The organism is Tolypothrix tenuis PCC 7101 (assembly GCF_963874875.1).
Taxonomy (GTDB): Bacteria; Cyanobacteriota; Cyanobacteriia; order Cyanobacteriales; family Nostocaceae; genus Aulosira; species Aulosira tenue.
This window is the reverse complement of the sequence record NZ_CAWNJS010000001.1, coordinates 1432751-1454328: the sequence shown is the minus strand read 5'-3', so window position 1 is coordinate 1454328 and position 21578 is coordinate 1432751. Positions and strand designations below refer to the sequence as shown.

Sequence of the window (21578 nt, the reverse complement as noted above, 5' to 3'; positions counted from 1 at the left end):
ATTGACAAATATTTATATATATCTATGATTAGATGCAAATTAATTTGATATCTATCTACGGTAAAAAACGAAAGCTAAAAATAAATTTATTTTTCTAGCCAACAATTCTCATAAGACAAATTAGTGATATTTAATTCTGTCTCATCACTAAATTTGCTACTTTTCGCAGCAATAGTATTTAATAACACATAGTGAGCCAATCTTTGAGCAGTCAATCAGTTAAAAGCTATGCAGGAATTATAAAAATAATTTTCTAAATATATTTTAAAATTTTTTAATAAAATTTAATTTATTAATCTTGGCTAATTAAGTGGTGTGTAGCAATTCACTGGTATGCCACAAACTATTTTGCGTTTTTGCTAACGCCAATTTATCTATAGCTAAAAGTCAAAAAATTCTGACATCCACCAAAAAGTGGCAGCGATTATTGATGAGAAAAGATTTACTAATTTATTGACAATAATTCTTAATCACTCTAATATACCAAGAGTAATTGCAAAATATTTGCAACTTTCTATTCTAGCGCTAACCGTTATTTAATGTCATGCCCAACAACTTAGCTTTGGGAAAAGAACAACTTTGGGGCCGTCGTCAGTTACTGAAGCTGGGTTTAGGTGGTACTTGTATGGCGGGAGCAGCGGCCTTGTGGCACGCGGCGAGTGTCAATAGTCAGTCAATCGTCAAAGTGCCACCCCTAGAAATTGCTGCATCTGAAGGCGTTACTCAACCCATGAAGATGCTAAGAAATTTCGATTATGGGACGTTGAAAAAAGAAAATGGACGCACTATCCGAGAGTTTCAGTTAACTGCGGGTACTTCTGTCATCCAGCTTAATAGTGCTGTTTCCTATAACATTTGGGATTTAAACGGTCACATACCAGGGCCAACACTACGCGTCAAACAAGGCGAACGAGTACGGATATTATTTCTCAATAAGGCAGGACATTCTCATTCTTTACACTTTCATGGGGTTCATTCATCAGATATGGATGGTATTCGCCCTGTGAGTAATGGGAGTGCGACAATTTATGAATTTGATGCTGAACCCTACGGCGTTCATTTATATCACTGCCATATTGAGCCAGTTACCCGTCACATTGCTAAGGGGCTATATGGGATGTTTATCATCGATCCCCCAAAACCACGTCCGCCAGCCGATGAAATTGTGTTGGTAATGGCTGGGTATGACGTTAATGACGATAGCCGTAATGAATATTACGCTTTCAATGGTTTACCTCATCACTACATGGACAATCCCATCCGAATTTACAAAGATCAGTTAATTCGGCTTTATGTCCTCAACATCATCGAATATGACCCAGCAGTGACATTTCATCTTCATGCCAATTTCTTTGATGTCTATCGTACTGGTATGACGATGACTCCTAGCGAGAAAGCTGATGTGATCACGATGGGTGTAGCTGAAAGGCACATCTTAGAATTTGCGTTTCGCTATCCAGGGAAATATATGTTTCATCCCCATCAAGATGCGATCGCAGAAAACGGTTGTATGGGTGTATTTGAAGTGATTTAGCAATCTTTAGTGATTGTATCAAGTTTTTTTGCTGTTGAGATTTAAAGTCAACAGCCATTTTTGAATTACCAGGTGTTGCTTATGGCGTTAGATTCACAAGTTGATTCTGGTTCCAGTCAGTTTCCACGACAGCTAGATATTGCACAAGTCGCTGTTTATGGATTAAGCATTTTATCTGCTGGAATATTTTTGTTTTTGCCATTCATGAATTTATTGCATCCTAGTCCTTGGCAAAGATGGATGGGGACAATTCATGGTTGTGGTGCATTATTAGCAACAGTTGTTGCTGTTTACACAGGACATTTAGCTTTTCCTTTATTGCGAGGAGTTAGTAATATTCTGCCTCAAATGCGTACTCTGACTTTTTGGTCGAGTGTAATTACTTTTTTGGGGATCGCTACAGGTAACCTGGCATATATGCGTTATCGTGCAGGTTTAGAATTTGGCGGTGCGCGCGCTTGGCTGAAAGAAAACTCGCCATTAACGCAATACGTATTAATGGAATATCACGAATTTAGTGTTCTGTTTACTCTGCCATTAGGAGTAGCTTGTACTTGGGTTTTGTGGAAGTATGGTGACTCGATTTTAGAAAAGCAAAATCGTCCAATTTTGACAGCTACTTGTGTAGCTTTAATGGCGATGATGTTTTTTTCTATGGGTGGATTAGTGACAGGACTTGGTGTTGCGAAAATCCATGCTTTGTAAAAGCAAGTACCAAGATGCAATCAATGATTGACGTTAAGGATGGTTAAATGAGTAGAACAAGATATCGTAGCCAGGAATTACAATCTGAACCTTTATACAGTCAAATTTGGGAAACATTAAAAGGTTTTCCCAGAATTTTAGCTGCAGGTTCAAATAATCCCCCAACAGTTTATGGGCCAGCAGCAGCAGCTTTTTTAAGTGTGGGTATTGGATGTTTTACGATGATGGTTACTCATCACTTATCTGATACCTCGAAAGATATCGAAAATATGGTTTGGAATCTTGGTAGTTGGATACCAGGAAGTCATAACCCCAGCAAATTATGGGGAAATATTGGTAGTTATACAGGCAAAGAAACAATGTTGTTGATAGCCTGGCTGGTGAGTTGGTTTATTCTTTCTGTGTTATGGAATAACAAGAAAATTCAACCCAGAACCATATTTTTTTGGATGTCTACCTTAATTATTGCTGCTGCTGCTATGAGTTGGCATCCCTTATTTCCCTACCTACCGTTGAGTTAATTACAAGTTAAGGAAACTTGAAGTTATGGAAACACAAAAAAGCCGGATTTCCCGCCGAGAAATGCACAAATATATTTGGATGTTGGTGGGAGTTTTTAGCCTATTAGCTGCTACTTATCCCACAGCAATGATTCGCGTGAGTCAAAAGCCAAAATTCCAAGGTTATCACGTCAAATCTTTGCAATTAGACGGACATATTGCCCATAATTCTGTAAAGTAAAGACCCCATACAGCATCAAGAATGATAGCTAATACGGAGTCTGATTAGATTTTCTTGTGTTTTAATTTTAGCATTCCCAGGCTTTTACCTGGGAAACCCCATAATACATTGCATTGGCGAGAAAAATTACCAATCAAAGCTGTAAAAACCCTTAAAATACAATCGCAATCTTGTCTGTTAGTTGATAAAAGATTGCATTTGTGATAAATCAAAATAATACCTAATAAAAAATACTATCAATAGATTTTGATAAACCCTGGAACTCATTAAATTATCGGCTGGAAAACTTTTGAGGAGCAACAATGATTAAATTCCGCTATCTCTGCTTGGCTATTTCTGCTTGTGCTATCGTTTCTCTCAGTTCTTGTAATAATACTACGCCAACTGCTAGTAATGCACCCGCACCAGTTGCAACTAGCTCCACTACCCAAGTTACGGAAGCAGGAAGCCATAGCAATCACGGTAGCAAAACAAAAATTAATATCAATACTGCTATCTTGTCTGAGTTAGATAAGTTTGAAGCCAAGCTAGGGGTGCCGGCGTTATCAAACAAAATTCAAGCCAGCCGTCCCTATGCAACTCCAGAGGATTTGGTAAGCAAAAAGGTAATTACTCAAGAACAGTTTGACCAGATCAAAGATATGGTAACTGTGCAAGAAGTCGTACTCACAGGTGAGGCGAAAGATGTTGATTACATGACCAAATTGGGGTTAATGAAGGGACATCTTTTAGTAGCAAAAGAACTTTTAGATCAAAATCAACCTAAACAGGCTGAACCTCATATTGGACATCCAGTTGAGGAAATTTATGTTGATGTGGAAGAGCAATTAAACGAACGCAAGGTCAAAGAATTTAAGACTACTTTGGTGAGTTTGCAAGATTTAGTCAAATCTAATCCCAAAAATCCCAAACTGAAAACAGATTTTACTACTTCTGTGCAAGCCGTAGATGGCGCGATCGCAACTTTACCAGAAGCGCAACGTTCCAAGCCAGGATTCGTACTCCAGGTAATTAATGGCTTATTGGATGCAGCTAACTCAGAATATGGAGCTGCGATCGCTAACGGTAAAATAGCAGCTGCAATCGAATATCAAGATTCTCGTGGCTTTGTCGTCTACGCTAATGACTTATATAAGAGCATTGCTAGCCAGGTAACCCAAACCAGCCCGGAAGCCAATAAAGCAATAGAAGCAAGTTTTGCTGACTTAGTCAAAGTTTGGCCCGCAGCTATCCCACCAGCAAACCCAGTGAAAACGCCTGAAGATGTCACCAAGCTAATCAAAACCATTGAGCAAAACTCGCAAATAGTAATTGACAAAACTAGCACCCAAGCACAACAATAGCAATTCTGCCGGATTGGAGATGTAGATAGACGAGTTTAAAATGAGTGAATAGTGAGGAAATATTTAGAAGTTAAAAGTGAAGCTCGTTTCAACTTTTAACACTTCAAAAAAGTATAACTTCTAACTCATTTCTCATTACTCTACATTCGTAACCTTTGCTGAAATTAACAACTGATGCAAGAACTTGACCAAAAAAAGACCATTGATCTACTCAACGCCATCATGGAATTTGAACTAGCAGGAGTAGTGCGTTATACACATTATTCCCTGATGGTAACTGGCCCTAATCGCCTACCAATCGTGGCTTTTTTCAAAGCACAAGCTAGTGAATCGTTACTTCATGCTCAACAAGTAGGAGAAATTCTGACGGGTTTAGATGGACATCCTTCATTGAAAATCGCCCCAATGGAAGAAACCTACAAGCATTCAGTCAAAGATATCTTGGCAGAAAGCTTATCCCACGAAAAGAAAGCGCTAGATTTATATAAGGCTCTTTTAGATACTGTCACAAATGCCAGCATTTATTTAGAAGAGTTTGCCCGTGGCATGATTGGTCAAGAAGAGATGCATAATCTTGAATTGAAAAAAATGTTACGCGATTTTAGTTAATTGTCGTTAGTCATTAGTCACTAGTTATTGCTAAAGACTAATGACTAATGACGAAGGACGAAGCGCAAAGTCGGAGCGCCGGCTTCCGGCGATCAGAACTTTGTAAGAGAGGACAAAGGACAAATAATGAATTTTAGTACTGCCTTACCTACTTTTGTAATTACGCTCAGAGAAGGAGTAGAAGCTGCTCTCGTAGTGGGAATTGTGCTGGCTTTGCTGAAAAAAGCCAAACAATCTCGACTCAATTCTTGGGTATATGCGGGTGTTGGTGTTGGTGTTGTTTTAAGCGCGCTTATAGGTGTAATTTTTACTTGGTTAATTCAAATCTTAGGCGCAATTAATCCTCAATATACTTCGGTAGTTGAGCCAATAATGGAAGGCACTTTTAGTGTTTTGGCAATAGTCATGCTCAGTTGGATGCTAATCTGGATGACGAAACAAGCCAGATTTATGAAAGCGACAGTTGAGGGTGCGGTTACCGAAGCGCTAACACAAAACTCAAATGCAGGTTGGGGTGTTTTTACATTAATTTTAATTGCAGTAATTCGCGAAGGTTTTGAAACTGTTTTATTTATTGCTGCTAATTTTCAACAAGGATTTATGCCTGCGTTGGGTGCCATTGGTGGTTTATTATCAGCAGTAGTGATTGGTGTACTCTTGTTTAAATGGGGTGTCAAAATTAATATTCGCCAATTTTTCCAAGTTATGGGCGTTTTATTAGTTTTGATAGTTGCAGGATTAGTAGTTTCTGCGTTGAAACATTTTGACGATGGCGTTGCTAATTTAGCACTCAGTAGCCGCGCTACAGAAAGCTTTTGTTTTTACTACGAGCGCTTTACTAAAATTCACTCTTGCATTTTAGGACCAATGGTTTTAAATACTTCTAAAATCTTGCCCGATGAACAATTCCCCGGCATTATTATCAAGTCTTTGTTTGGCTATAGAGATAATCTCTATCTTGTGCAAGCAGTAGGCTATTTAACATTTTTGTTGACAGTTGGTGGTCTTTACTTCCGCAGTATCACAGGTAATTCTTCTGATCAAGCTACTAAGAATTTGCGCTCTGTACAATAAAATTAGGGTGCGTTATTTTCAGCATAACGCACCATTAATAATTCATGATGAAGATAAAACTTGTGTGAGTTTCTGACAAGCTTTTTGAATTGCATCTATACTGCCAGGATTGACCAAACCATAATAATCAAAACTATACACTCGATTATTTTTAGTTGCTTGTAATTGCTGCCAAAAAGCTTCTTTTTTCAAAGAATTTAAAAGTTGAGGGTCTGTACTATTAACAACAATTAAAACATCTGGATTTGCCTCCAAAACTTTTTCAGCCGAAAGCGTCACATACCCACCAATAGGACTTTTACCCTGAAAGTCTGCAACTAAGTTTTTAGCATCAAATTTAGCGAGTAAATCTCCAGCCCAACTATTTTTATTAGGAGCAAGAATTGGTTGACGGCTAACAAGCACCAAAGTTGAAGGGTTATGAGTTGGTTTATCTGCTAAAAAGCTTTGGTAGCGATTTAATAAAGGCTGAGGATCTACATCAATTAACTCAGCAAGTTTTTGTGTCAATTTTTCTAGAGATTCCCAACTATTAACTTGGGTGAGAATAGTAGAAATTCCCAGTTGCTTGAGTTTCTCAATCGGCTGATTAGAAAAGCCTTCTGCACCAATTACTAAATCTGGCTGTAAAGCGATAATTTTTTCTAAATTAGGAGGAGTTTGACCTTCACTCACACGGGGGATATTAGCAAAATTGGGGTTATCTTTAAATAATTTGCTACCAGTAATACCTACTAATTTAGTTTTATCAAGTTGATAAATAATATCAGCAGATAATGAAGATAGCGCCACAACTCTTTTTGCTGATACTTTTGCTAACGCTTGAGAATTAGAGTTAGCAGTTGATTTATCCAATGGCTGCTGAATATTTGCAGAATTGCAAGCAAACAAAAAGATACTTAGCAAAATTGCTAAAGTAGATAATATCCAACGACGAAGCATCATGAATCCTTAGTAATTATATTGGTTAGGACTTACGCAAGTGTCATATTGTTTTCGTTGATGTTTGTCAAGGGTCAAATGTCAAGAGTCCAAAAAACCTAAATTTTTGACCCTTGACCCTTGACTCTTATGCCAGAGTATCACTGTGCCAGTTACATAAGTCCTATTGGTGTTTAAATAACTTCTACCAAATCAAATAATGTTTGCGACACATCAAGAATATTCTAGAGGACAAGGCAATATCTTGCCCCTACAGTCTGTCGCATTCTTTTTTTAAATTGATATTAGTAAATAATTTTAAATTTAAATTTGATGAGTATCCTAAAATTTACTATGTAAAATTCAATGAAATCTATAGATACAAATTATATATCTTATAAATTAAGACAGAAGCAATCAACATATTCTCAATATTTCTGTAATGTATTATACATTTTAGTATAAATAAAAAAAGACGAGTAATAACACTAGCCAAAAATCCTGAATCAGGTGTGACAGTGCTACTCGCCAGTAACTATACAAGGTTTATTGAGAAATACTATATTTAATATAGGTTAATAAGTAGTTAAAATATTGTTCATACAAGAACAAATATTTAGAAATCATAGATAGTTTATAGTAAATTATTTTACTTAAAAAAATACTTCATCAAGTCTTGATTTCTGCTATCGAAGGTAGAAATTTTTATACTTTATACTTCACATTCATCAAGAGTGCGGGAACAAAGAAGCAGCTATCACGCACATGGGAATTTAGTTAACTTTCCACACATCTTCTGGAGTATTACAGTTAAACAGCATTTCTGGTTCCAGCAAAGGCAAAACTTGCACAGAATTTTGCTTCAACCACTGTTGAAATGAACGCCCACCTTGATTGATAAACTCTAAGAGTTGTGGTAAACATCTTTGGCGATAAAAACCACACAGAGGTTCCCATCCTTTAGCATGATGAGCCAAAGCTGCGATCGCATCATCTCCCACAGTATCTAATCTAGCTATCCACTCTTGCAACGCCTCAACCCTTAACTTAGGTAAATCGCAAGCCAGCAACAACACCCAATCTGTTTGCACCTGCGCTAGTCCTTGGGCGAATCCGACTAAGGGGCCGTGGGGTTGGGGATTAGGGATTGGGGACTGGGGATTGGGTACTGGGGATTGGGGACTGGGGATTGGGGACTGGGGACTGGGGACTGGGGATGAGGGGGATTCTTGGATAAATTTACAATCAGGGAGAAGCAAGTGTTGATAGCGTTCTGGCCAGGGAGTAACTATATAAACGGTATCAGCGCAAGCTTGAGCAATGGTACAAACACTCTCTAACAAAGGTATTCCTTGAATTTTGAGCAAGGCTTTATCCTCACCCATCCGCGAACTTTGACCACCCGCAAGCACAATTGCTGTTAATTTGGTGTTTGGGCATGGGGCATGGGGCATGGGGCATTTGGTAATGGGTAATGGGTAATGGGTAATGGGTAATTGGTAATGGGTAATTGGTAATGGGTAATTGGTAATGGGTAATTGGTAATTGGTAATTGGTAATTGGGCTTTCTCCTTGTCCCCTTGTCCCCTTGTCGCCTTTTCTCCCTCATCCTCCTCATCTCCCTTATCCCTATCCCCTACTCTGACTCTGCTGCACTTGTTGCCACATTTGTTCTACGCTTTCTGCTGGTGCAAGGCATTTCAAACCTTGGCAAACTAAGCCAATACTGTTTTCTGGCAAATTTGATACTGCGGCAAACACCACTGTAGGCAAATGCTTGGGAATTAAAGACTTGATATGTTCAGTATTGGTAGTGCGAATCAAAGTAGAATTGCGATACCAATCTAAAGCTGTAAATAAACTGGGACAAGCTTGAGTAGCACTACTCATCACACTCCGAAAAGCTTTTAAACCTTGTTCAGCTAAATTTAGATAATCCAGATTATCAGTAAGTAAAGTGAGACGCACAAGATTAGCGATCGCAATACCGTTGGCTGAGGGTGTAGCATTATCTGCATAACTGCGTTCGCGGACAATTAAATCTTGACTCGCATCAATTGCGGCGTTGTAGTAGCCACCTAATTCTAAACTCCAGAGGAATTCGTTGAATTCATCTTGCAGTGTGATCGCTTTTTCTAACCAAAATGTGGGGGAAGATACATTTCCCATTCCCAAAGAAGCTTGGTGTAAATCTAGTAGCGCTTTAATAAAAAACGCGTAATCTTCAGACTGCGCTAACAGATGGGGTTGATTTTCATAATTCAGTCGGTGAAACCGCCCATCAACGAACTGATGCACCAGAATGAAGTTTGCCGCTTTTGCTGCTATTTCCAAATATGATGCTTGTTGAAATACTCCCGCAGCCCTTGCTAAACCAGAAATCATTAAGCTATTCCACGCCACAATCATCTTTGTATCTGTGACTGAGGGAATGCGTCCCGGCCAGTTGGTAGTTTTGGCTTCTAAGTTATCGCGTGCAGGGGGAAAAGTATCTAATGATTCAGCATTTACACCGTATCTAGCCGTAAATAACTTATGTAGAGCGATTTCTAAGGTGTCACTCAGTTTCCCTGGATGTCGCCGTTGCAACACAATCTGCCCTTCAAAGTTACCATTAGCGCTAACTGTAAATTCCTGTTGTAATTCCGTGAGTTCCTCATTTGTCAGTAGTTCTTCTAGTTCACCGTAACTCCAAACGTAAAACGCACCTTCCTCTGGTTCTATGGCGGTGGAGTTGGTGAAACTATCAGCATCTTGGGCGGCGTAGAAATAACCTTCAGGAGCAGTCATTTCCCTTGTGAGCCATTGTACAGTTTTAGCGATCGCTCGCTCAAATGCTGGTTCTTCTACTCCTGCACTCCACAAATTCGCTAAATACTCCACAATCTGACCATTGTCGTAGAGCATCTTTTCAAAATGCGGTACTGTCCACGTAGAGTCAACAGTATAACGGTGAAAACCACCAGCCACATGGTCAAAAATACCTCCCAGTGCTAAATCTAGCCCACGTTGAGTAACAACTTGTGCGCCATCATACCGTGATGGAAAATTTAACCGATTTAAACGCAGTGCTAATTCCCCATAGGGAATCATCGGGAAACTATTCCCAGATGGGTTTGGGGTAATTATTGCAGTGCAAGTTTCCCAACCTTTGCGGAGTAATTCATTTTCTGCAACATCCCCACCTGTACCATCTTGCAACACAGTCGAAGTCAGGAGGGCTTCCGTAATTACAGCTTTGCGTTGCTGTAAATCATTTTTTTCTGTATCGTAGTAGCGCCGAATCGCTTGTAAAACTTGCAAAAACCCCGGACGACCATAACGCGGTTCTAAAGGGAAATAAGTACCAGCGTAAAACGGCACTAAATCATCGGGAGAGAGAAATGCATTTAATGGCCATCCTCCCTGACCACTCATCATTTGTAAAGCTTGCATATAAATGCTATCGATATCTGGTCTTTCTTCCCTATCTACTTTGATGGGGAGGAAATTAGCATTCATGTACTCAGCAATAGCTAGGTCAGAAAAAGCCTCACCTTCCATGACAGTACACCAGTGACAACTAGAGTAGCCAATAGAAAGAAAGATAGGTAGATTCTTTTCCTTTGCAGTTGCTAGTGCTTCATCACACCAAGACCACCAATCAATAGGGTTCTCAGCGTGTTTGCGGAGATAGAGACTCTTAGCTTCAACAAGACGATTAGTCATGATCGGATGGGAGTGAGTTGCCTTCTTTGCTCAGTCTATCGTTCAAAAGCCTGAGTGAAAAAACAACATTCATCCTCAAAATCTTGCAAGCTGATTGTAGTGCGATCGCTCTATAAATTATGATTGCGAAACTGTATCGGAAAATACTATTACACTCGCAAGCCAACAATTATGGATAAAGACAAATTACCCCTTTAACAATATCCAGCATTAGCGAGATTGGTTAAAGGGGTAACTGTATAGCAGTAATAGTAGTGACTGAAGTCAAGAAGCAAAAAGTGTAGAGAATGCGAAACCAGTACTTAGTAATTCACAAAATCTTCTTAGCGCCCAGAGGGAAACAGTAAGCTGACAATTGAAGCTGGTGTTTCCGACATAGGCATGGCTGCTTTTGTCTCAACTCTAGTATTTGGGTTAATTCCTGCTATTAGGTGGAGTATGAAAGTTATGATGGCGGCTTGCACAAGTTTTTCCAGCATGGCAGGTCTCCCTTTCGGTGGACAGCGTTTCCAGATAGAATTCGTTACTCTAACTACACCCCGTACTATTGCATTACCGGAATTTAGTAAATATTCCGGATAATTACAGTTGGTAATCTTAAAAAATGTTTAAAATATTACCAACACCTGACAAAAAACCACCAGCTAGGTGAAGATGTTGATTTCTGTGAACACCATGCTACAAAGGTTTTGCAGCACACCCTGATATTTTAGGGTTGGTGAGCGTGATTACGGGATAAGTATTCAGACTCATACGATGAAAAAAAGTGCCCGGTAGAAGGGACTGGGGATTGGGGACTGGTAACGCGATGTGCAACTTTCCAAAGATGAAAGTCCCACCCTATGCTTAAGCCAGAGATTGTGATTGTTATCTCTTGCCAGGGTGGAACAAATGTTATCTATGGAAGACTTTATCACAGCAGTATTTTGCTGCGTAGATGATTTATTGAAGGAAGTGACCAATGGGAAACCTATGCGTAGTCGAGGATTTCAGGCATCTTTAAGTGACAGTGAAGTAATTACAATGGAAATTGTGGCAGAGTTTCAAGGTATCGATACGGATAAAGGTATCTGGCAATACTTTCGCCGTCATTGGTTCTCAATGTTTCCCCAGATGAAAAGCCGTTCAACCTTTGTACACTTTGCGTTAGCGTAGCTCGCCGCAGGCATCGCTTTAATATTGAAAAATTGTGGGCTAGAGATATGTGGCATTTGACAAGTCGTTTAAATCGCAAAGTCTTGGCTCATACTGTTTGTGTCTGGCTAAATCGTCTGTTTGGTTTGGAACCATTACAGTTTGATAGTCTTGTGACGGAATAAGTTGCACATTGCGTTAACCGAGCAGTATGGATTAGGGATGGGTTTATTCCCTTGATAGAACAAAAAAGATGGCGTTCTGAGTTCGGGAACAACTGCGATCGCATCCTTTAAATGAATATATAAATCTACACAAATATTAATAATCCTTAATAGTTTTTCCTATTAAGGATTTTACATAACGGCAAAAGATGCTCAAAACCCTGATGTGACTCTAAAAATCATCGAGAAACTGGCTAAGTCGGCTGATGACGGGATCAACCTCTTGAGGTGGTGGAGGTGGAACATATGTATTATTTACTACTTCCACTACTGGGCTTGCTGGGGCTGATGTTGTTGGAGCAGAATAATGAATCACTGGTCTTTCAGCGACCATAATAGCCAAATGGGCAACTTGTTGAGTAAGTTGCAGAATTTGGCTTTCCATTACCTCCAAGCGATGAGATTCCTTGGCAAAAAAACGTTCCTCAAGGTCAGCCAGTTGATTTTGCAGTTTACCGATTTGTTGTTCAACCGCATCTGTTGTTGCTGTTGTTGTTTGCGGAATAGGTTTTACTGATTCCGGTACACATAAAGACTGCCATAGAGCTTCTTTACACAGGTCGCTGAAAGTTTTATCGACTTGTTTCTCCAAATAGCTTTCTACAAGCGCCAACAAACTTTCATCAGCGACCCCTGGATTGAACGTGACCGATTTCACTACTTTTTTTGACCATTGGAACATCAGTTTTAAGCCCTAGAAGAGCGAACGGCGGATAATTGCGCCTCTCCATAAATATATTGCCCCAAGGCATTGGCTTGTCTGGAAGGTGCAGCTAAATAAGCGTTAATTTTAGCTTCCTTAAGTAGACGTTGTACATCTTCCCAGAAGAATTGACCACCCCCTCCGGTGATAATCACATCTGTAACCCGCTCTGGCAACCATGCTAGGACGCGGCTACAAATTTCACGGGAAAACATTTCTGTCAGGTTGGGGAGAAAATCATCTAGGTTTGTAGGCTTGCTGGCACCTTTGGGACGGTAGAATCTTTCGCCCTTGGGTTTATTGACAGCGGAAATCAATGCTAGAGATTGACTATCAGCGCCTTCGATTTCAGCAGCAACTAATTCATAAAACTTATTCATCCCAAAATCTTCACTCTTAGAAGCACCACGAGCAAAGCGGAAGTTATCAACCATCAGCAAATCGATGGTTTGATGACCGATATCAACGATTGCAACTGAAATTTTCGTAAAATCAGGAAGTGTTGCACCTTTTTGAGGTTGAGCTTCCGTCCACAGCAGGCTGCCGTAGCCTTCTGGCATTACCCAAACCTTAGTGACGTTGAGTGAGACGGATTCACCTCGGAAGTTTAAAACATGAGGCCCGGTTACCGCGCTGATCAACTGTGCTTTTTCTTTTTCAAACTGTTCTAAAGACAGGAAAGGCAAACCCAGAACAACGGAAATTTCGTCTTTGAGTTTGAAATAGCCAGCACTAGCTAAAACTTTTACCAGTGCATCCTCTACTTTAGATTGACCTACGCCTAAATTAGCGCCAAAGTCTGCTGCCAATTGACCGACAGCATAGCCACTACCTTGGTACTCCAACCACAAATCCATTAAAGGGTCAGTAGCACGCGCTTCAAACACACCACCACGTACCTGTTCGATGGACATTTGCTTGACGTTTGCAGGTACGAAAACGACATTGTTTGGTTCGCGGCTGACACAAGTTTTAGTAGAAGTTCTACCTAAATCAACGCTGAGAATGGCCTTACCTGAATAGGAGGTACTGGGCTTAGGAGTAGTAGTAGCGTTGATTGGGGTAGATGCCGATACTCTATTCATAGGAATAGCAGCGGCATTCATTGGGGTGGCAGCGGAAGGTTGGTCTGTCATAAAAGCTCCTAGTCCTAACTTAACTGTAAAAACTTATCCTGCTCAATCTTACAAAAATGGGAGGTACCAAAAATTTCCAGCCGCGTCAAGTGTAGCTAGAAATACGCAAAAAATTAAGTCAGGCGATCGCGAATTTAGCATTATTTGGGATAGTGTAGGCCAATTTTAGGCATCTTTAAAACCTAATTTTGTGGACAAAGGCTTATGTATGTCATTTTCTAGTAGTTTTTTGCTTACGTTTGAACACCCAAATGAAAAATGCGATCACCAAGCTCCCAAGCACAATTTTTGATACAGGAGCAAGGTACTTGTCCACAAGTTCATACTGACTACCCAACAAATATCCTGAGTATGTTAGCAAACCTACCCAAGCAGCGCTACCTAAGGTAGTGTAAAATAAGAAATTTAGCAAGTTCATATTACTCATCCCTGCCGGTACAGAGATTAAAGTACGAATTCCCGGCACTAGACGACCAATAAATACAGCTTTATTACCTTGCTTGTGAAACCAGTTGTTGGCTTTAGTAATATCTTTACCAGAAATAGAAATCCATTTACCGTGTTTGTCTGCTAAAGATTTCAAGCGCTTTTCACTTAAAAATTTTCCTGGGTAGTACCAGATGAGTGCGCCTAGTACAGAACCAATCAGTCCAGCAACAAATACACCTAAGATATTTAGCTTTGCTCCTCCTGGCTGATAGGGACTAGCCGTAAATCCTGCTAGTGGCATAATCAACTCTGAAGGAATCGGCGGAAAAAGGTTTTCTAAAAACATTAATAGAGCAATTCCCCAATAGCCTAGGGAGTTGATAGTATTAGTTATCCATTCGAGCATTTGGTTACTTCCTGCAAATACTACACCAGTGTGGTGGTTAAATTCAGCGTTAACTTTTTTAAACTTTACCGAACTTAAGAGCGTAGCTTTTTTCTTTAATTACAGCAGTCTGATATTGGCTCCCCATTAATTGGACGTAGCTTACTTCAGCACAGTCGTCTCCTATCCCTAGGACTGTAAGGGTTTGTTCGATATCGAAGTCGCGTTCAAGGGTCAAGATGCCAAAATTATCGGACTGAGAAATTGGGAATTTAGATTCACAAAAATCATCAAAAAATTTATATGTGCTGGCTGGAGCCTAGCTAGACTTAGTGGTAGTAAAACTAGAAATTTCACTGGTAATTTGGATTAAAAGAGTAAAGGTGAACACAAAAAACAAAAGTCAAAAATCTTGCGACTTTTGACTTTTGAATCTTGTTTAATTTTTAGACTGTCGGGGTGAGTGATTGCACTCTGGGTTCCGATTGCCAATCTAATGGGTTCCAAACCCGCTCTTCCAAAGCCATCTGTTCAATTAAACTAGCTAATCTTAAGGCTTTGAGAGCTTGTTCTCCGCCAACAGAAGGTTGATTCCCTCCATGTACACAGTTAACAAAATGTTCTAACTCTGCGCTGAGAGGTTGAATATTAGTGGTGTACACTTTCTCAATTACACCATCTTGGCGATAAAGTACTTGCCGATGATCGTTTAAAGAGTTGGTATTTGTTTGCCGATGAATTAAAATTTCATTCTTGAGAAAATCTGCCTCAGTGAATGAATTTTTGCAATGGGCAACAATCCGACGAATTTTTCTATGGGTCACTTTGCTGGCAGTTAAAGTAGCTACAATCCCATTAGCAAATCCTAAGGTAGCAGTCACGTAATCTAAATAACCAGAATCTAGGGCACGAGTACCACTAGCAGTTAACTTAACTACAGGGGAAGCAGCTAATTCAAGAAGTAAGTCAATGTCATGGATCATTAAATCCAAGACCACAGAAACATCGTTAGCGCGGTCTGAATAAGGACTCATGCGGTGGGCTTCTAGGGCAAGTAATTCCTCAGTTTTCAGCACTTTGCTCAGTTCGCGAAATGCCGGATTAAAGCGCTCAATGTGACCTACTTGGAGAATACACTGCGATTCAGCAGCAGCATTAACCAAAGATTCTGCTTCAGAAATACTTGCGGCAATTGGTTTTTCAATTAAAACGTGAATTCCCGCTAACAAACAGTTAATGCCTACGGCGTAATGTAGGCGGGTGGGGACAGCAATACAAACTGCTTCCACATGGGGCAAAAGATCGCAATAATCTTCAAAAAATTTGACCTTATATTTGCTAGCGGTTTCTAATCCTCGCTCAACATTAATATCTGAAACACCTACCAGTTCAACATCTTTCATTGAGCTCAAGACTCTAGTGTGATGTTGCCCCATGTTACCCACCCCAATCACGCCTATGCGAATTGGTCGTGGTTGGTTGCGCTGTGTATATAGATTGGGTTCTGCTACTGACATGCTATCCTGCACTATGATTCTCTCCTCAACCACCAAATTTAGAGACGCTACGGTCGTTGGCCTTTATACTTAACTGCCAGTGACGATCCGTCTAAAACCATCCAGATGGTAACATAGAGGTTCTATTTATGAAGAATTTCAAAGTTTGTTATGGGTTCCCGCAATCTGAGTATCTTTTGTATAGTCAGTCTCCCATTGATATATTTTTTACACGTTACACAAAATAATTGATGTCTTTTTATTAACTTAATAATCTAAGTAATACCTAAAGGTAATAATTATTTGCATCAATCAGAGATTGATAATTAGAAGTTAATAATTTTGTGTCAGTAAAATTACGAAAAAACGAAAGTACTACACTGAGACTTTGCCTGAAGAAAAATTTAAAAAATCTACTGATAAAGATCACCAATGATACACTTTAATAATTTTTACATAATTATCTGCAACTATTGCAGATTGTGAAGCGAATTTTCACGACACTAGTAGTAGATATTGACCTTTGAATTTTTAGGGCGTAAGAGAGATGCGATCGCCAATAGAAGTCCAAAGGCTCAAGCAATAAGATTTAGCGATTGAAAATCTCAAAACTAAAAGCACGATGAAAGCTGTAATTCTGTTATCAGGAGGATTAGACTCTTCCACAATTCTCTACCAAGCCAAAGCTGATGGCTATGAGTGTCACGCTCTTTCCTTTGATTATCAACAGCGACATCAGCGCGAGTTAGAGTCAGCCCGGTTAGTAGCGCAAAAAGCTGGAGTAGTTAAACATCAGGTCGTCAATTTCGACTTACGGCAATGGGGTGGTTCTGCCCTGACAGACAGTAGCATTGATTTACCAGAAGAACGTTCTCTAGATGAGATGTCGCAAAATATTCCTGTCACCTATGTACCAGCCCGGAATACCATCTTTTTAAGTTTTGCCCTCGCCTACGCCGAAGCGATCGCCGCTCAACGTGTTTACATCGGTGTCAATGCCTTAGACTATTCTGGTTATCCTGATTGTCGCCCTGATTATATCCAAGCGATGCAAGAAGTTTTTCGCCTGGGAACCAAGCAAGGACGAGAAGGCGAACCCATTACCATCGCTGCACCTTTAATTAACCTGAAAAAGACCGAAATTATCCAGTTGGGTAATCTACTCGGCGTTCCTTGGGAACTCACTTGGTCTTGTTACGCTGGTGCGGATGTCGCCTGCGGAGTCTGTGATTCCTGTCGCCTCAGGCTAGCAGCTTTTGCTGAATTAGGCTTGAAAGACCCAGTTGCTTATGTTTAGGGACTGGGAAAAGCAACGGGGCAGGGGGCAGGGAGCAGGGGGAGAAATAATTAATGACAAACACCAATTACCAATGCCCAATGCTCAATGCCCTATGCCCAATTCACTTATCCTGTTGCAAGCGGCGGAGTTGAATTTGGTGTAAGCGGGGGCCAATGACGGAAACTACTGTAAATTCGAGATTCTCAAATAAGAAGGTTTCCCCTTTGGCGGGAATTTTTTGGAGATGATACAGCAAAAAACCCCCTAGTGTTTGATATTCCTTAGTTAAAGGCAAGTTTAAATCTAAAACTTGGTTGAGGTCTTCTAAGTTAATTTGTGCTTGTACTAGAAATGTCTGCTCATTTAACATTTGAATGAGCAAATCTTCAGCACTATCAAGTACACCTGCACTACCAATAATTTCCGCTACTACATCTTGCAGCGTTACTAATCCCACAATACCGCCAAATTCATTCACTACCATGACCATAGCTGGCTTTTCCTGCCGCATCATGGGCAGTAGTTCACTTAATGGGGTATGTTCTGGGACAAAGCGCGCTGGACGTATCCACGGTTGGATGGGTGATTCTAAAGTTAATTTTCCCACCGCCAAAGGTTGTGCTAAATCTTTAAAGTAAATAATGCCGCGAATGTCGTCTAAAGATTCGCCCATGATGGGATAGCGAGAGTGACCAGTAGAAGCCATTTCCTTGAGTAATCTTTGAAGGGTAGCATCTCTGGGCAAAGCTACAATGCTGGTGCGCGGAATCATCACCTCTTGCGCCATCACATCCCCAAATTCAAAGACGTTATTGAGCAGTTCGCGTTCTGAATGCTGTAACCCAGTTGATTCCCGTTCTGTAGAGATAATCAGCTGCAATTCCTCTGGAGTCACAGGTGGTCTCCAGCCTTGACCTGTGTATTCAATACCAAAAAGTCTTAACAGCCAGTGATTTGATTGGTTGAGAATCCAAATGAAGGGACTGAAAAAACGCACGATCGCTTTGACTGAAGGCCCCAAAAATCTGGATAGCTGTTCTGAGTACAGCATCGCTACAGATTTGGGGCAAAGTTCTCCTAAAACGATTTGCAGATAGGCTATTAAAAAAAATGTGATGGGGATAGATAACGAATGAGCCATTAACAAACTCATGCGTTCAGGTAACGGCAAGGATTTCAGCCATGTATCCACCAAAACCACAATCGTACTTTCACCGATCCATCCCAGCGCCAAACTAGAAAGAGTAATGCCTAACTGGGTGGTAGATAGCAATCGGTCAATACTACGTTGCAACATTTCCACAGCGATCGCAGGAATGTCACCAGCTTGGACTAACTGATGGATACGCGATCGCCGCACTGTCACCATTGAAAATTCAGCTGTGACAAAAAAAGCATTGATGGCAATCAGTAGCAGCACTGATAACAATCGCAGCCCCACATCTGTCCAAATTAAGCTAGGAAAACCACTCACTGCTAAAGCTCGTGTACAACTACGCACCCACTCTTAAATTGAGAATTTGAGATTCGGGAATTGGGGATAGTGGTTGCGCTGTTTCGCCATCCCTGGTGCCCAACTACCCCAGTTACAGCTATGTAAGGCTGATTAACTGGGTTTTATCTGAAAGCAAATTTTCGCAGTTCTGTTGTCTAACAACTTGTCGCACTCTACTGCGATTTCTTTTTGGCAGAGCAAACTTTTTTAACAACTCACTAGACTTTTCCTCTTAAATTCCCACCTCAAATTCCCCATATCACAATTGTCTCGCTTATTTTGCTACAGGAATATTCAAAACTTCTAGCTTTAATTGTTGAGCAGGGTAATCTGTCAGCGCCAGTGAAACCTTTTGCACATCATCAAGTAGAGCGGTAGGAATACTCACTGTGCCTGAAAAGGCTGGGCCATTTGCCGGTAACTCTGCTGGTAAACCCTCTGTACTAGCACTGAGAGTTCGCCCTTTGTCATCGGTAACATCTAAAAAACTATACAAAAAGCGTACAGAATCAGCGCCTTTATTCTGCATCTTCACCTTTAATAGTAGATCTCCACCGGAATAGCGAGCAGATTGCACAGAGAGAGTTACGCCCTTGTTTTCAGCATTAATAGGAAATCCTTGTTGGGGTTTTTCCTCAGCTATTTCCTGGGGTTTTTCCTCTGGCTTCTGTTTACTATTGTTGGTTTCTTCATCATCTTCCTCTAGTTTTTCCGATTTAGCAGCTTTGGTCTTACCCTCAATTCTGGCTTTAACAATTTTTAGTATCTCTTCTTCTTTTAATAACGCTAAGGTTCCTGGTTGCGAGTTAGAGGACTTAGCACTGGTAAATTTGGTTGTGGGACGACCATCTGGTGTTGTTACCCCTTTAAGTGCTGAACTCCCTAGAGTAAACCCCCAAAACGCGCTCACAGAACCTGCCCCTAACATCAGGGTTAACAAAATTAACGTTAGAAGTACAGTGGAATTAATTTTCATCGCTGACAGGCTATTGCAGAATAATTCTCTTTTATTGAAACCGATTGAAGCTGTTGACTAAAGAAATCTCAAGTTTAAAGGATTTTGTGAGCAAATCAGAACTCTGTATCGCCTACAAGTCGTTTTATCCCTTGTCTTGATGATTCAAGTAATCTCATACTTTATACTTCATACTTCAGCCTTCCGTTGACCTCAATCCTTAAAAGAACTTAATCAATATTAGTCTGCACTATTCCATAATCAAATTATGTAGTAAAAAAATCTGCTAAACTATCTTCGAGGGTACACGAGCTACCAAAGTTACGCTAAAATTAAAAATTGACCAGGGTTGGCCGAGCGGTTGAGGCAGCGAACTCATAATTCGCCCAAGGCAGGTTCAACTCCTGCACCCTGGATTTAATTTAAGACTAAGTTTTGAGCACTAAGCTACTAAGGAGCTAGAGGCTAGGGATTAGGAGCTAGAAAAACTACCATAATCTCATAGCTAAGTTTTAACTAACTACTACCTACTTATCACTTAGTACTCAACACTCTTACCTTGTTGAAGTCTCGAAACGAAACTCAGTCCCCACTTTGAGCTGCTCGGCATTTGCACGAGGAGATAATAGTAGTGATGTACCGTATGGGTTGGGTAAATCTGGGGTACGCAGGTAAGGGTCGTTGGTGGCTTGTTGGTTTAACATATCTTGATAAACACTATGGATTAATTCACCATCACGGGCAATTTCATTTTCTGGAAAGGAATTGCCAAAGGAACCAGCACCAACAAGGGAGTCTACTTGACGTTGTAAGCTGCGATTTTGATAGAAATTAGGATCGTGGCGGAAATAAGCTCGCTCCAGAGCCTCACTTGGTGTTTCATAATTAGGTGTTGCTGTTTGGGCGCTAGCCACAGAGGGAACAGCAATACTAGTAGCTAGCAGTAGTAAAAAAATACTTGGGGTCTGAAATTTTATACCCATATTCCCTACTCCTCAATTTTTGCGCGAATCTTAATTTATGCTTAAATTCAGAACTCTGATGAGTTCAACCTTTGGTGTAGCACAATTTATAACGTCTTGTAATGACTTATTCTACTGAAACCACTAACCCATCCAATATTTGGGCAGCTACTGCTGATTTGACCACCCTGCGCCACAATTTACTAGATTTATTCTGTCAACTCGCTTATCAAGAGGGTGATTTTGTTCTGTCTTCTGGGTTACGTAGTTCTTATTACGTTAACAAGACGCAGGTAACACTACATCCCCAAGGCGCTTTAGCTGTTGGACGCTTACTGTTTCCTTTATTACCTGTAGATACCCAAGCTGTAGCGGGTTTGACCTTGGGTGCTGACCCTATTGTGACCGCAGTCAGTGTGGTTTCTGTCTATGACAACCGACCAATCCCAGCGCTGATTATACGTAAAGAAGCCAAAGGTTATGGAACAAGGGCTTATATTGAAGGGCCCAGTTTGCCAGAAGGCGCAAAAGTTGTAGTTTTAGAAGATGTGGTCACGACTGGGCAATCTGCACTCAAAGCAGTTAACCGTCTCAAAGAAGCAGGTTATACCGTTGACCAGGTAATTGCACTAGTAGACCGCCTACAAGGAGGCGCTGAGTTATATCAGTCAGCAGGATTAAAGTTTGAAGCGTTGTTCTCAATTGAGGAGATTCAAAAGCGGTATCGGGAATTAGGAAATTAGTC

General features: G+C 40.5%; 20 protein-coding genes, 1 tRNA gene and 1 pseudogene. 11 read left to right on the top strand and 11 right to left on the bottom strand.

What is annotated here, in order from left to right; all coding sequences use genetic code 11:
• The first annotated feature begins 544 nt into the window (after positions 1-544).
• The 7 genes from AACU25_RS05885 to AACU25_RS05855 all read left to right on the top strand — a co-directional run bounded on the left by AACU25_RS05885 (position 545) and on the right by AACU25_RS05855 (position 6006).
• Entirely contained in the window at positions 545-1534 is a 990-nt protein-coding gene (locus AACU25_RS05885; protein WP_096574321.1) for a multicopper oxidase domain-containing protein, read from the top strand.
• 81 nt (positions 1535-1615) lie between these two features.
• On the top strand, positions 1616-2239 hold the full coding sequence (locus AACU25_RS05880; protein WP_096574320.1) for a hypothetical protein: 624 nt from the start codon (positions 1616-1618) through the stop codon (positions 2237-2239).
• 47 nt (positions 2240-2286) lie between these two features.
• On the top strand, positions 2287-2760 hold the full coding sequence (locus tag AACU25_RS05875; RefSeq protein ID WP_096574319.1) for a hypothetical protein: 474 nt from the start codon (positions 2287-2289) through the stop codon (positions 2758-2760).
• 25 nt (positions 2761-2785) lie between these two features.
• Positions 2786-2980, top strand: a complete 195-nt coding sequence (locus AACU25_RS05870) for a hypothetical protein (RefSeq protein ID WP_096574318.1) — start codon at positions 2786-2788, stop codon at positions 2978-2980.
• A 302-nt stretch (positions 2981-3282) separates the two neighbouring features.
• Positions 3283-4323 (top strand): ComEA family DNA-binding protein, encoded by a 1041-nt coding sequence (locus AACU25_RS05865; RefSeq protein WP_096574317.1) that lies wholly within the window; start codon positions 3283-3285, stop codon positions 4321-4323.
• A gap of 174 nt (positions 4324-4497) precedes the next feature.
• Complete coding sequence (locus tag AACU25_RS05860) at positions 4498-4932, top strand: ferritin-like domain-containing protein (RefSeq protein WP_045869458.1); 435 nt, start codon at positions 4498-4500, stop codon at positions 4930-4932.
• A gap of 126 nt (positions 4933-5058) precedes the next feature.
• On the top strand, positions 5059-6006 hold the full coding sequence (locus AACU25_RS05855) for an FTR1 family iron permease (RefSeq protein WP_096574316.1): 948 nt from the start codon (positions 5059-5061) through the stop codon (positions 6004-6006).
• 42 nt (positions 6007-6048) lie between these two features.
• Here the strand turns inward: AACU25_RS05855 and AACU25_RS05850 are convergent, their stop codons facing one another.
• The 4 genes from AACU25_RS05850 to AACU25_RS05835 form a co-directional block, all read right to left on the bottom strand.
• Positions 6049-6948: an ABC transporter substrate-binding protein gene (locus AACU25_RS05850; protein WP_096583529.1), complete on the bottom strand. Its 900-nt coding sequence runs from the start codon at positions 6946-6948 to the stop codon at positions 6049-6051.
• 752 nt (positions 6949-7700) lie between these two features.
• Entirely contained in the window at positions 7701-8381 is a 681-nt protein-coding gene (locus AACU25_RS05845) for a molybdenum cofactor guanylyltransferase (protein ID WP_096574315.1), read from the bottom strand.
• A gap of 175 nt (positions 8382-8556) precedes the next feature.
• Positions 8557-10635 carry a thioredoxin domain-containing protein gene (locus AACU25_RS05840; protein ID WP_096574314.1) on the bottom strand — a complete coding sequence of 693 codons (2079 nt, stop codon included), beginning with the start codon at positions 10633-10635 and terminating at the stop codon, positions 8557-8559.
• Positions 10636-10958: 323 nt separating this feature from the next.
• Positions 10959-11114, bottom strand: coding sequence for a hypothetical protein (locus tag AACU25_RS05835; RefSeq protein WP_168160956.1), 156 nt, complete (start codon positions 11112-11114; stop codon positions 10959-10961).
• A 412-nt stretch (positions 11115-11526) separates the two neighbouring features.
• Here AACU25_RS05835 and AACU25_RS05830 point away from each other — a divergent pair.
• A pseudogene (locus tag AACU25_RS05830) lies at positions 11527-11954 on the top strand (hypothetical protein).
• Positions 11955-12165: 211 nt separating this feature from the next.
• Here AACU25_RS05830 and fcmC read toward each other — a convergent pair.
• From fcmC to AACU25_RS05810, 4 genes are all read right to left on the bottom strand, one after another.
• Positions 12166-12675: a filament morphology membrane protein FcmC gene (fcmC, locus tag AACU25_RS05825; RefSeq protein ID WP_096574313.1), complete on the bottom strand. Its 510-nt coding sequence runs from the start codon at positions 12673-12675 to the stop codon at positions 12166-12168.
• Positions 12676-12680: 5 nt separating this feature from the next.
• Positions 12681-13832 carry a filament morphology actin-like protein FcmB gene (gene fcmB, locus AACU25_RS05820; protein WP_045869118.1) on the bottom strand — a complete coding sequence of 384 codons (1152 nt, stop codon included), beginning with the start codon at positions 13830-13832 and terminating at the stop codon, positions 12681-12683.
• Between the two features lie 211 nt (positions 13833-14043).
• Positions 14044-14667, bottom strand: coding sequence for a DedA family protein (locus AACU25_RS05815; RefSeq protein ID WP_096574311.1), 624 nt, complete (start codon positions 14665-14667; stop codon positions 14044-14046).
• Positions 14668-15092: 425 nt separating this feature from the next.
• Positions 15093-16175, bottom strand: coding sequence for a Gfo/Idh/MocA family protein (locus tag AACU25_RS05810; RefSeq protein WP_096574310.1), 1083 nt, complete (start codon positions 16173-16175; stop codon positions 15093-15095).
• Between the two features lie 589 nt (positions 16176-16764).
• Between AACU25_RS05810 and queC the strand changes: the two genes are divergently transcribed.
• The gene (gene queC, locus AACU25_RS05805; RefSeq protein WP_190445759.1) at positions 16765-17439 is read left to right on the top strand and encodes a 7-cyano-7-deazaguanine synthase QueC; all 675 of its coding nucleotides are present in this window, start codon (positions 16765-16767) and stop codon (positions 17437-17439) included.
• Between the two features lie 103 nt (positions 17440-17542).
• On the opposite strand, the gene AACU25_RS05800 is transcribed toward queC, so the two are convergent.
• Together AACU25_RS05800 and AACU25_RS05795 are read right to left on the bottom strand one after the other, a co-directional pair.
• Positions 17543-18895 carry a CNNM domain-containing protein gene (locus tag AACU25_RS05800; protein WP_190445761.1) on the bottom strand — a complete coding sequence of 451 codons (1353 nt, stop codon included), beginning with the start codon at positions 18893-18895 and terminating at the stop codon, positions 17543-17545.
• A gap of 295 nt (positions 18896-19190) precedes the next feature.
• Positions 19191-19892: a hypothetical protein gene (locus tag AACU25_RS05795; protein WP_096574307.1), complete on the bottom strand. Its 702-nt coding sequence runs from the start codon at positions 19890-19892 to the stop codon at positions 19191-19193.
• 322 nt (positions 19893-20214) lie between these two features.
• Here AACU25_RS05795 and AACU25_RS05790 point away from each other — a divergent pair.
• Positions 20215-20287 (top strand) — tRNA-Ile (locus AACU25_RS05790).
• 138 nt (positions 20288-20425) lie between these two features.
• Here the strand turns inward: AACU25_RS05790 and AACU25_RS05785 are convergent.
• Positions 20426-20854 carry a hypothetical protein gene (locus AACU25_RS05785; RefSeq protein WP_096574306.1) on the bottom strand — a complete coding sequence of 143 codons (429 nt, stop codon included), beginning with the start codon at positions 20852-20854 and terminating at the stop codon, positions 20426-20428.
• A gap of 101 nt (positions 20855-20955) precedes the next feature.
• On the opposite strand from AACU25_RS05785, the gene pyrE reads away from it, so the two are divergent.
• The gene (gene pyrE / locus AACU25_RS05780) at positions 20956-21576 is read left to right on the top strand and encodes an orotate phosphoribosyltransferase (RefSeq protein ID WP_096574305.1); all 621 of its coding nucleotides are present in this window, start codon (positions 20956-20958) and stop codon (positions 21574-21576) included.
• The last annotated feature ends 2 nt before the right edge of the window (positions 21577-21578 follow it).

Bases quoted from the DNA above. Each gene is read 5' to 3' on its own strand.
- AACU25_RS05885 (WP_096574321.1), top strand. From the start codon at position 545: ATGCCCAACAACTTAGCTTTGGGAAAAGAACAACTTTGGGGCCGTCGT.
- AACU25_RS05880 (WP_096574320.1), top strand. From the start codon at position 1,616: ATGGCGTTAGATTCACAAGTTGATTCTGGTTCCAGTCAGTTTCCACGA.
- AACU25_RS05875 (WP_096574319.1), top strand. From the start codon at position 2,287: ATGAGTAGAACAAGATATCGTAGCCAGGAATTACAATCTGAACCTTTA.
- AACU25_RS05870 (WP_096574318.1), top strand. From the start codon at position 2,786: ATGGAAACACAAAAAAGCCGGATTTCCCGCCGAGAAATGCACAAATAT.
- AACU25_RS05865 (WP_096574317.1), top strand. From the start codon at position 3,283: ATGATTAAATTCCGCTATCTCTGCTTGGCTATTTCTGCTTGTGCTATC.
- AACU25_RS05860 (WP_045869458.1), top strand. From the start codon at position 4,498: ATGCAAGAACTTGACCAAAAAAAGACCATTGATCTACTCAACGCCATC.
- AACU25_RS05855 (WP_096574316.1), top strand. From the start codon at position 5,059: ATGAATTTTAGTACTGCCTTACCTACTTTTGTAATTACGCTCAGAGAA.
- AACU25_RS05850 (WP_096583529.1), bottom strand. From the start codon at position 6,948: ATGCTTCGTCGTTGGATATTATCTACTTTAGCAATTTTGCTAAGTATC.
- AACU25_RS05845 (WP_096574315.1), bottom strand. From the start codon at position 8,381: ATGCCCCATGCCCCATGCCCAAACACCAAATTAACAGCAATTGTGCTT.
- AACU25_RS05840 (WP_096574314.1), bottom strand. From the start codon at position 10,635: ATGACTAATCGTCTTGTTGAAGCTAAGAGTCTCTATCTCCGCAAACAC.
- AACU25_RS05835 (WP_168160956.1), bottom strand. From the start codon at position 11,114: ATGCTGGAAAAACTTGTGCAAGCCGCCATCATAACTTTCATACTCCAC.
- fcmC (WP_096574313.1), bottom strand. From the start codon at position 12,675: ATGTTCCAATGGTCAAAAAAAGTAGTGAAATCGGTCACGTTCAATCCA.
- fcmB (WP_045869118.1), bottom strand. From the start codon at position 13,832: ATGACAGACCAACCTTCCGCTGCCACCCCAATGAATGCCGCTGCTATT.
- AACU25_RS05815 (WP_096574311.1), bottom strand. From the start codon at position 14,667: ATGCTCGAATGGATAACTAATACTATCAACTCCCTAGGCTATTGGGGA.
- queC (WP_190445759.1), top strand. From the start codon at position 16,765: ATGAAAGCTGTAATTCTGTTATCAGGAGGATTAGACTCTTCCACAATT.
- AACU25_RS05795 (WP_096574307.1), bottom strand. From the start codon at position 19,892: ATGAAAATTAATTCCACTGTACTTCTAACGTTAATTTTGTTAACCCTG.
- AACU25_RS05785 (WP_096574306.1), bottom strand. From the start codon at position 20,854: ATGGGTATAAAATTTCAGACCCCAAGTATTTTTTTACTACTGCTAGCT.
- pyrE (WP_096574305.1), top strand. From the start codon at position 20,956: ATGACTTATTCTACTGAAACCACTAACCCATCCAATATTTGGGCAGCT.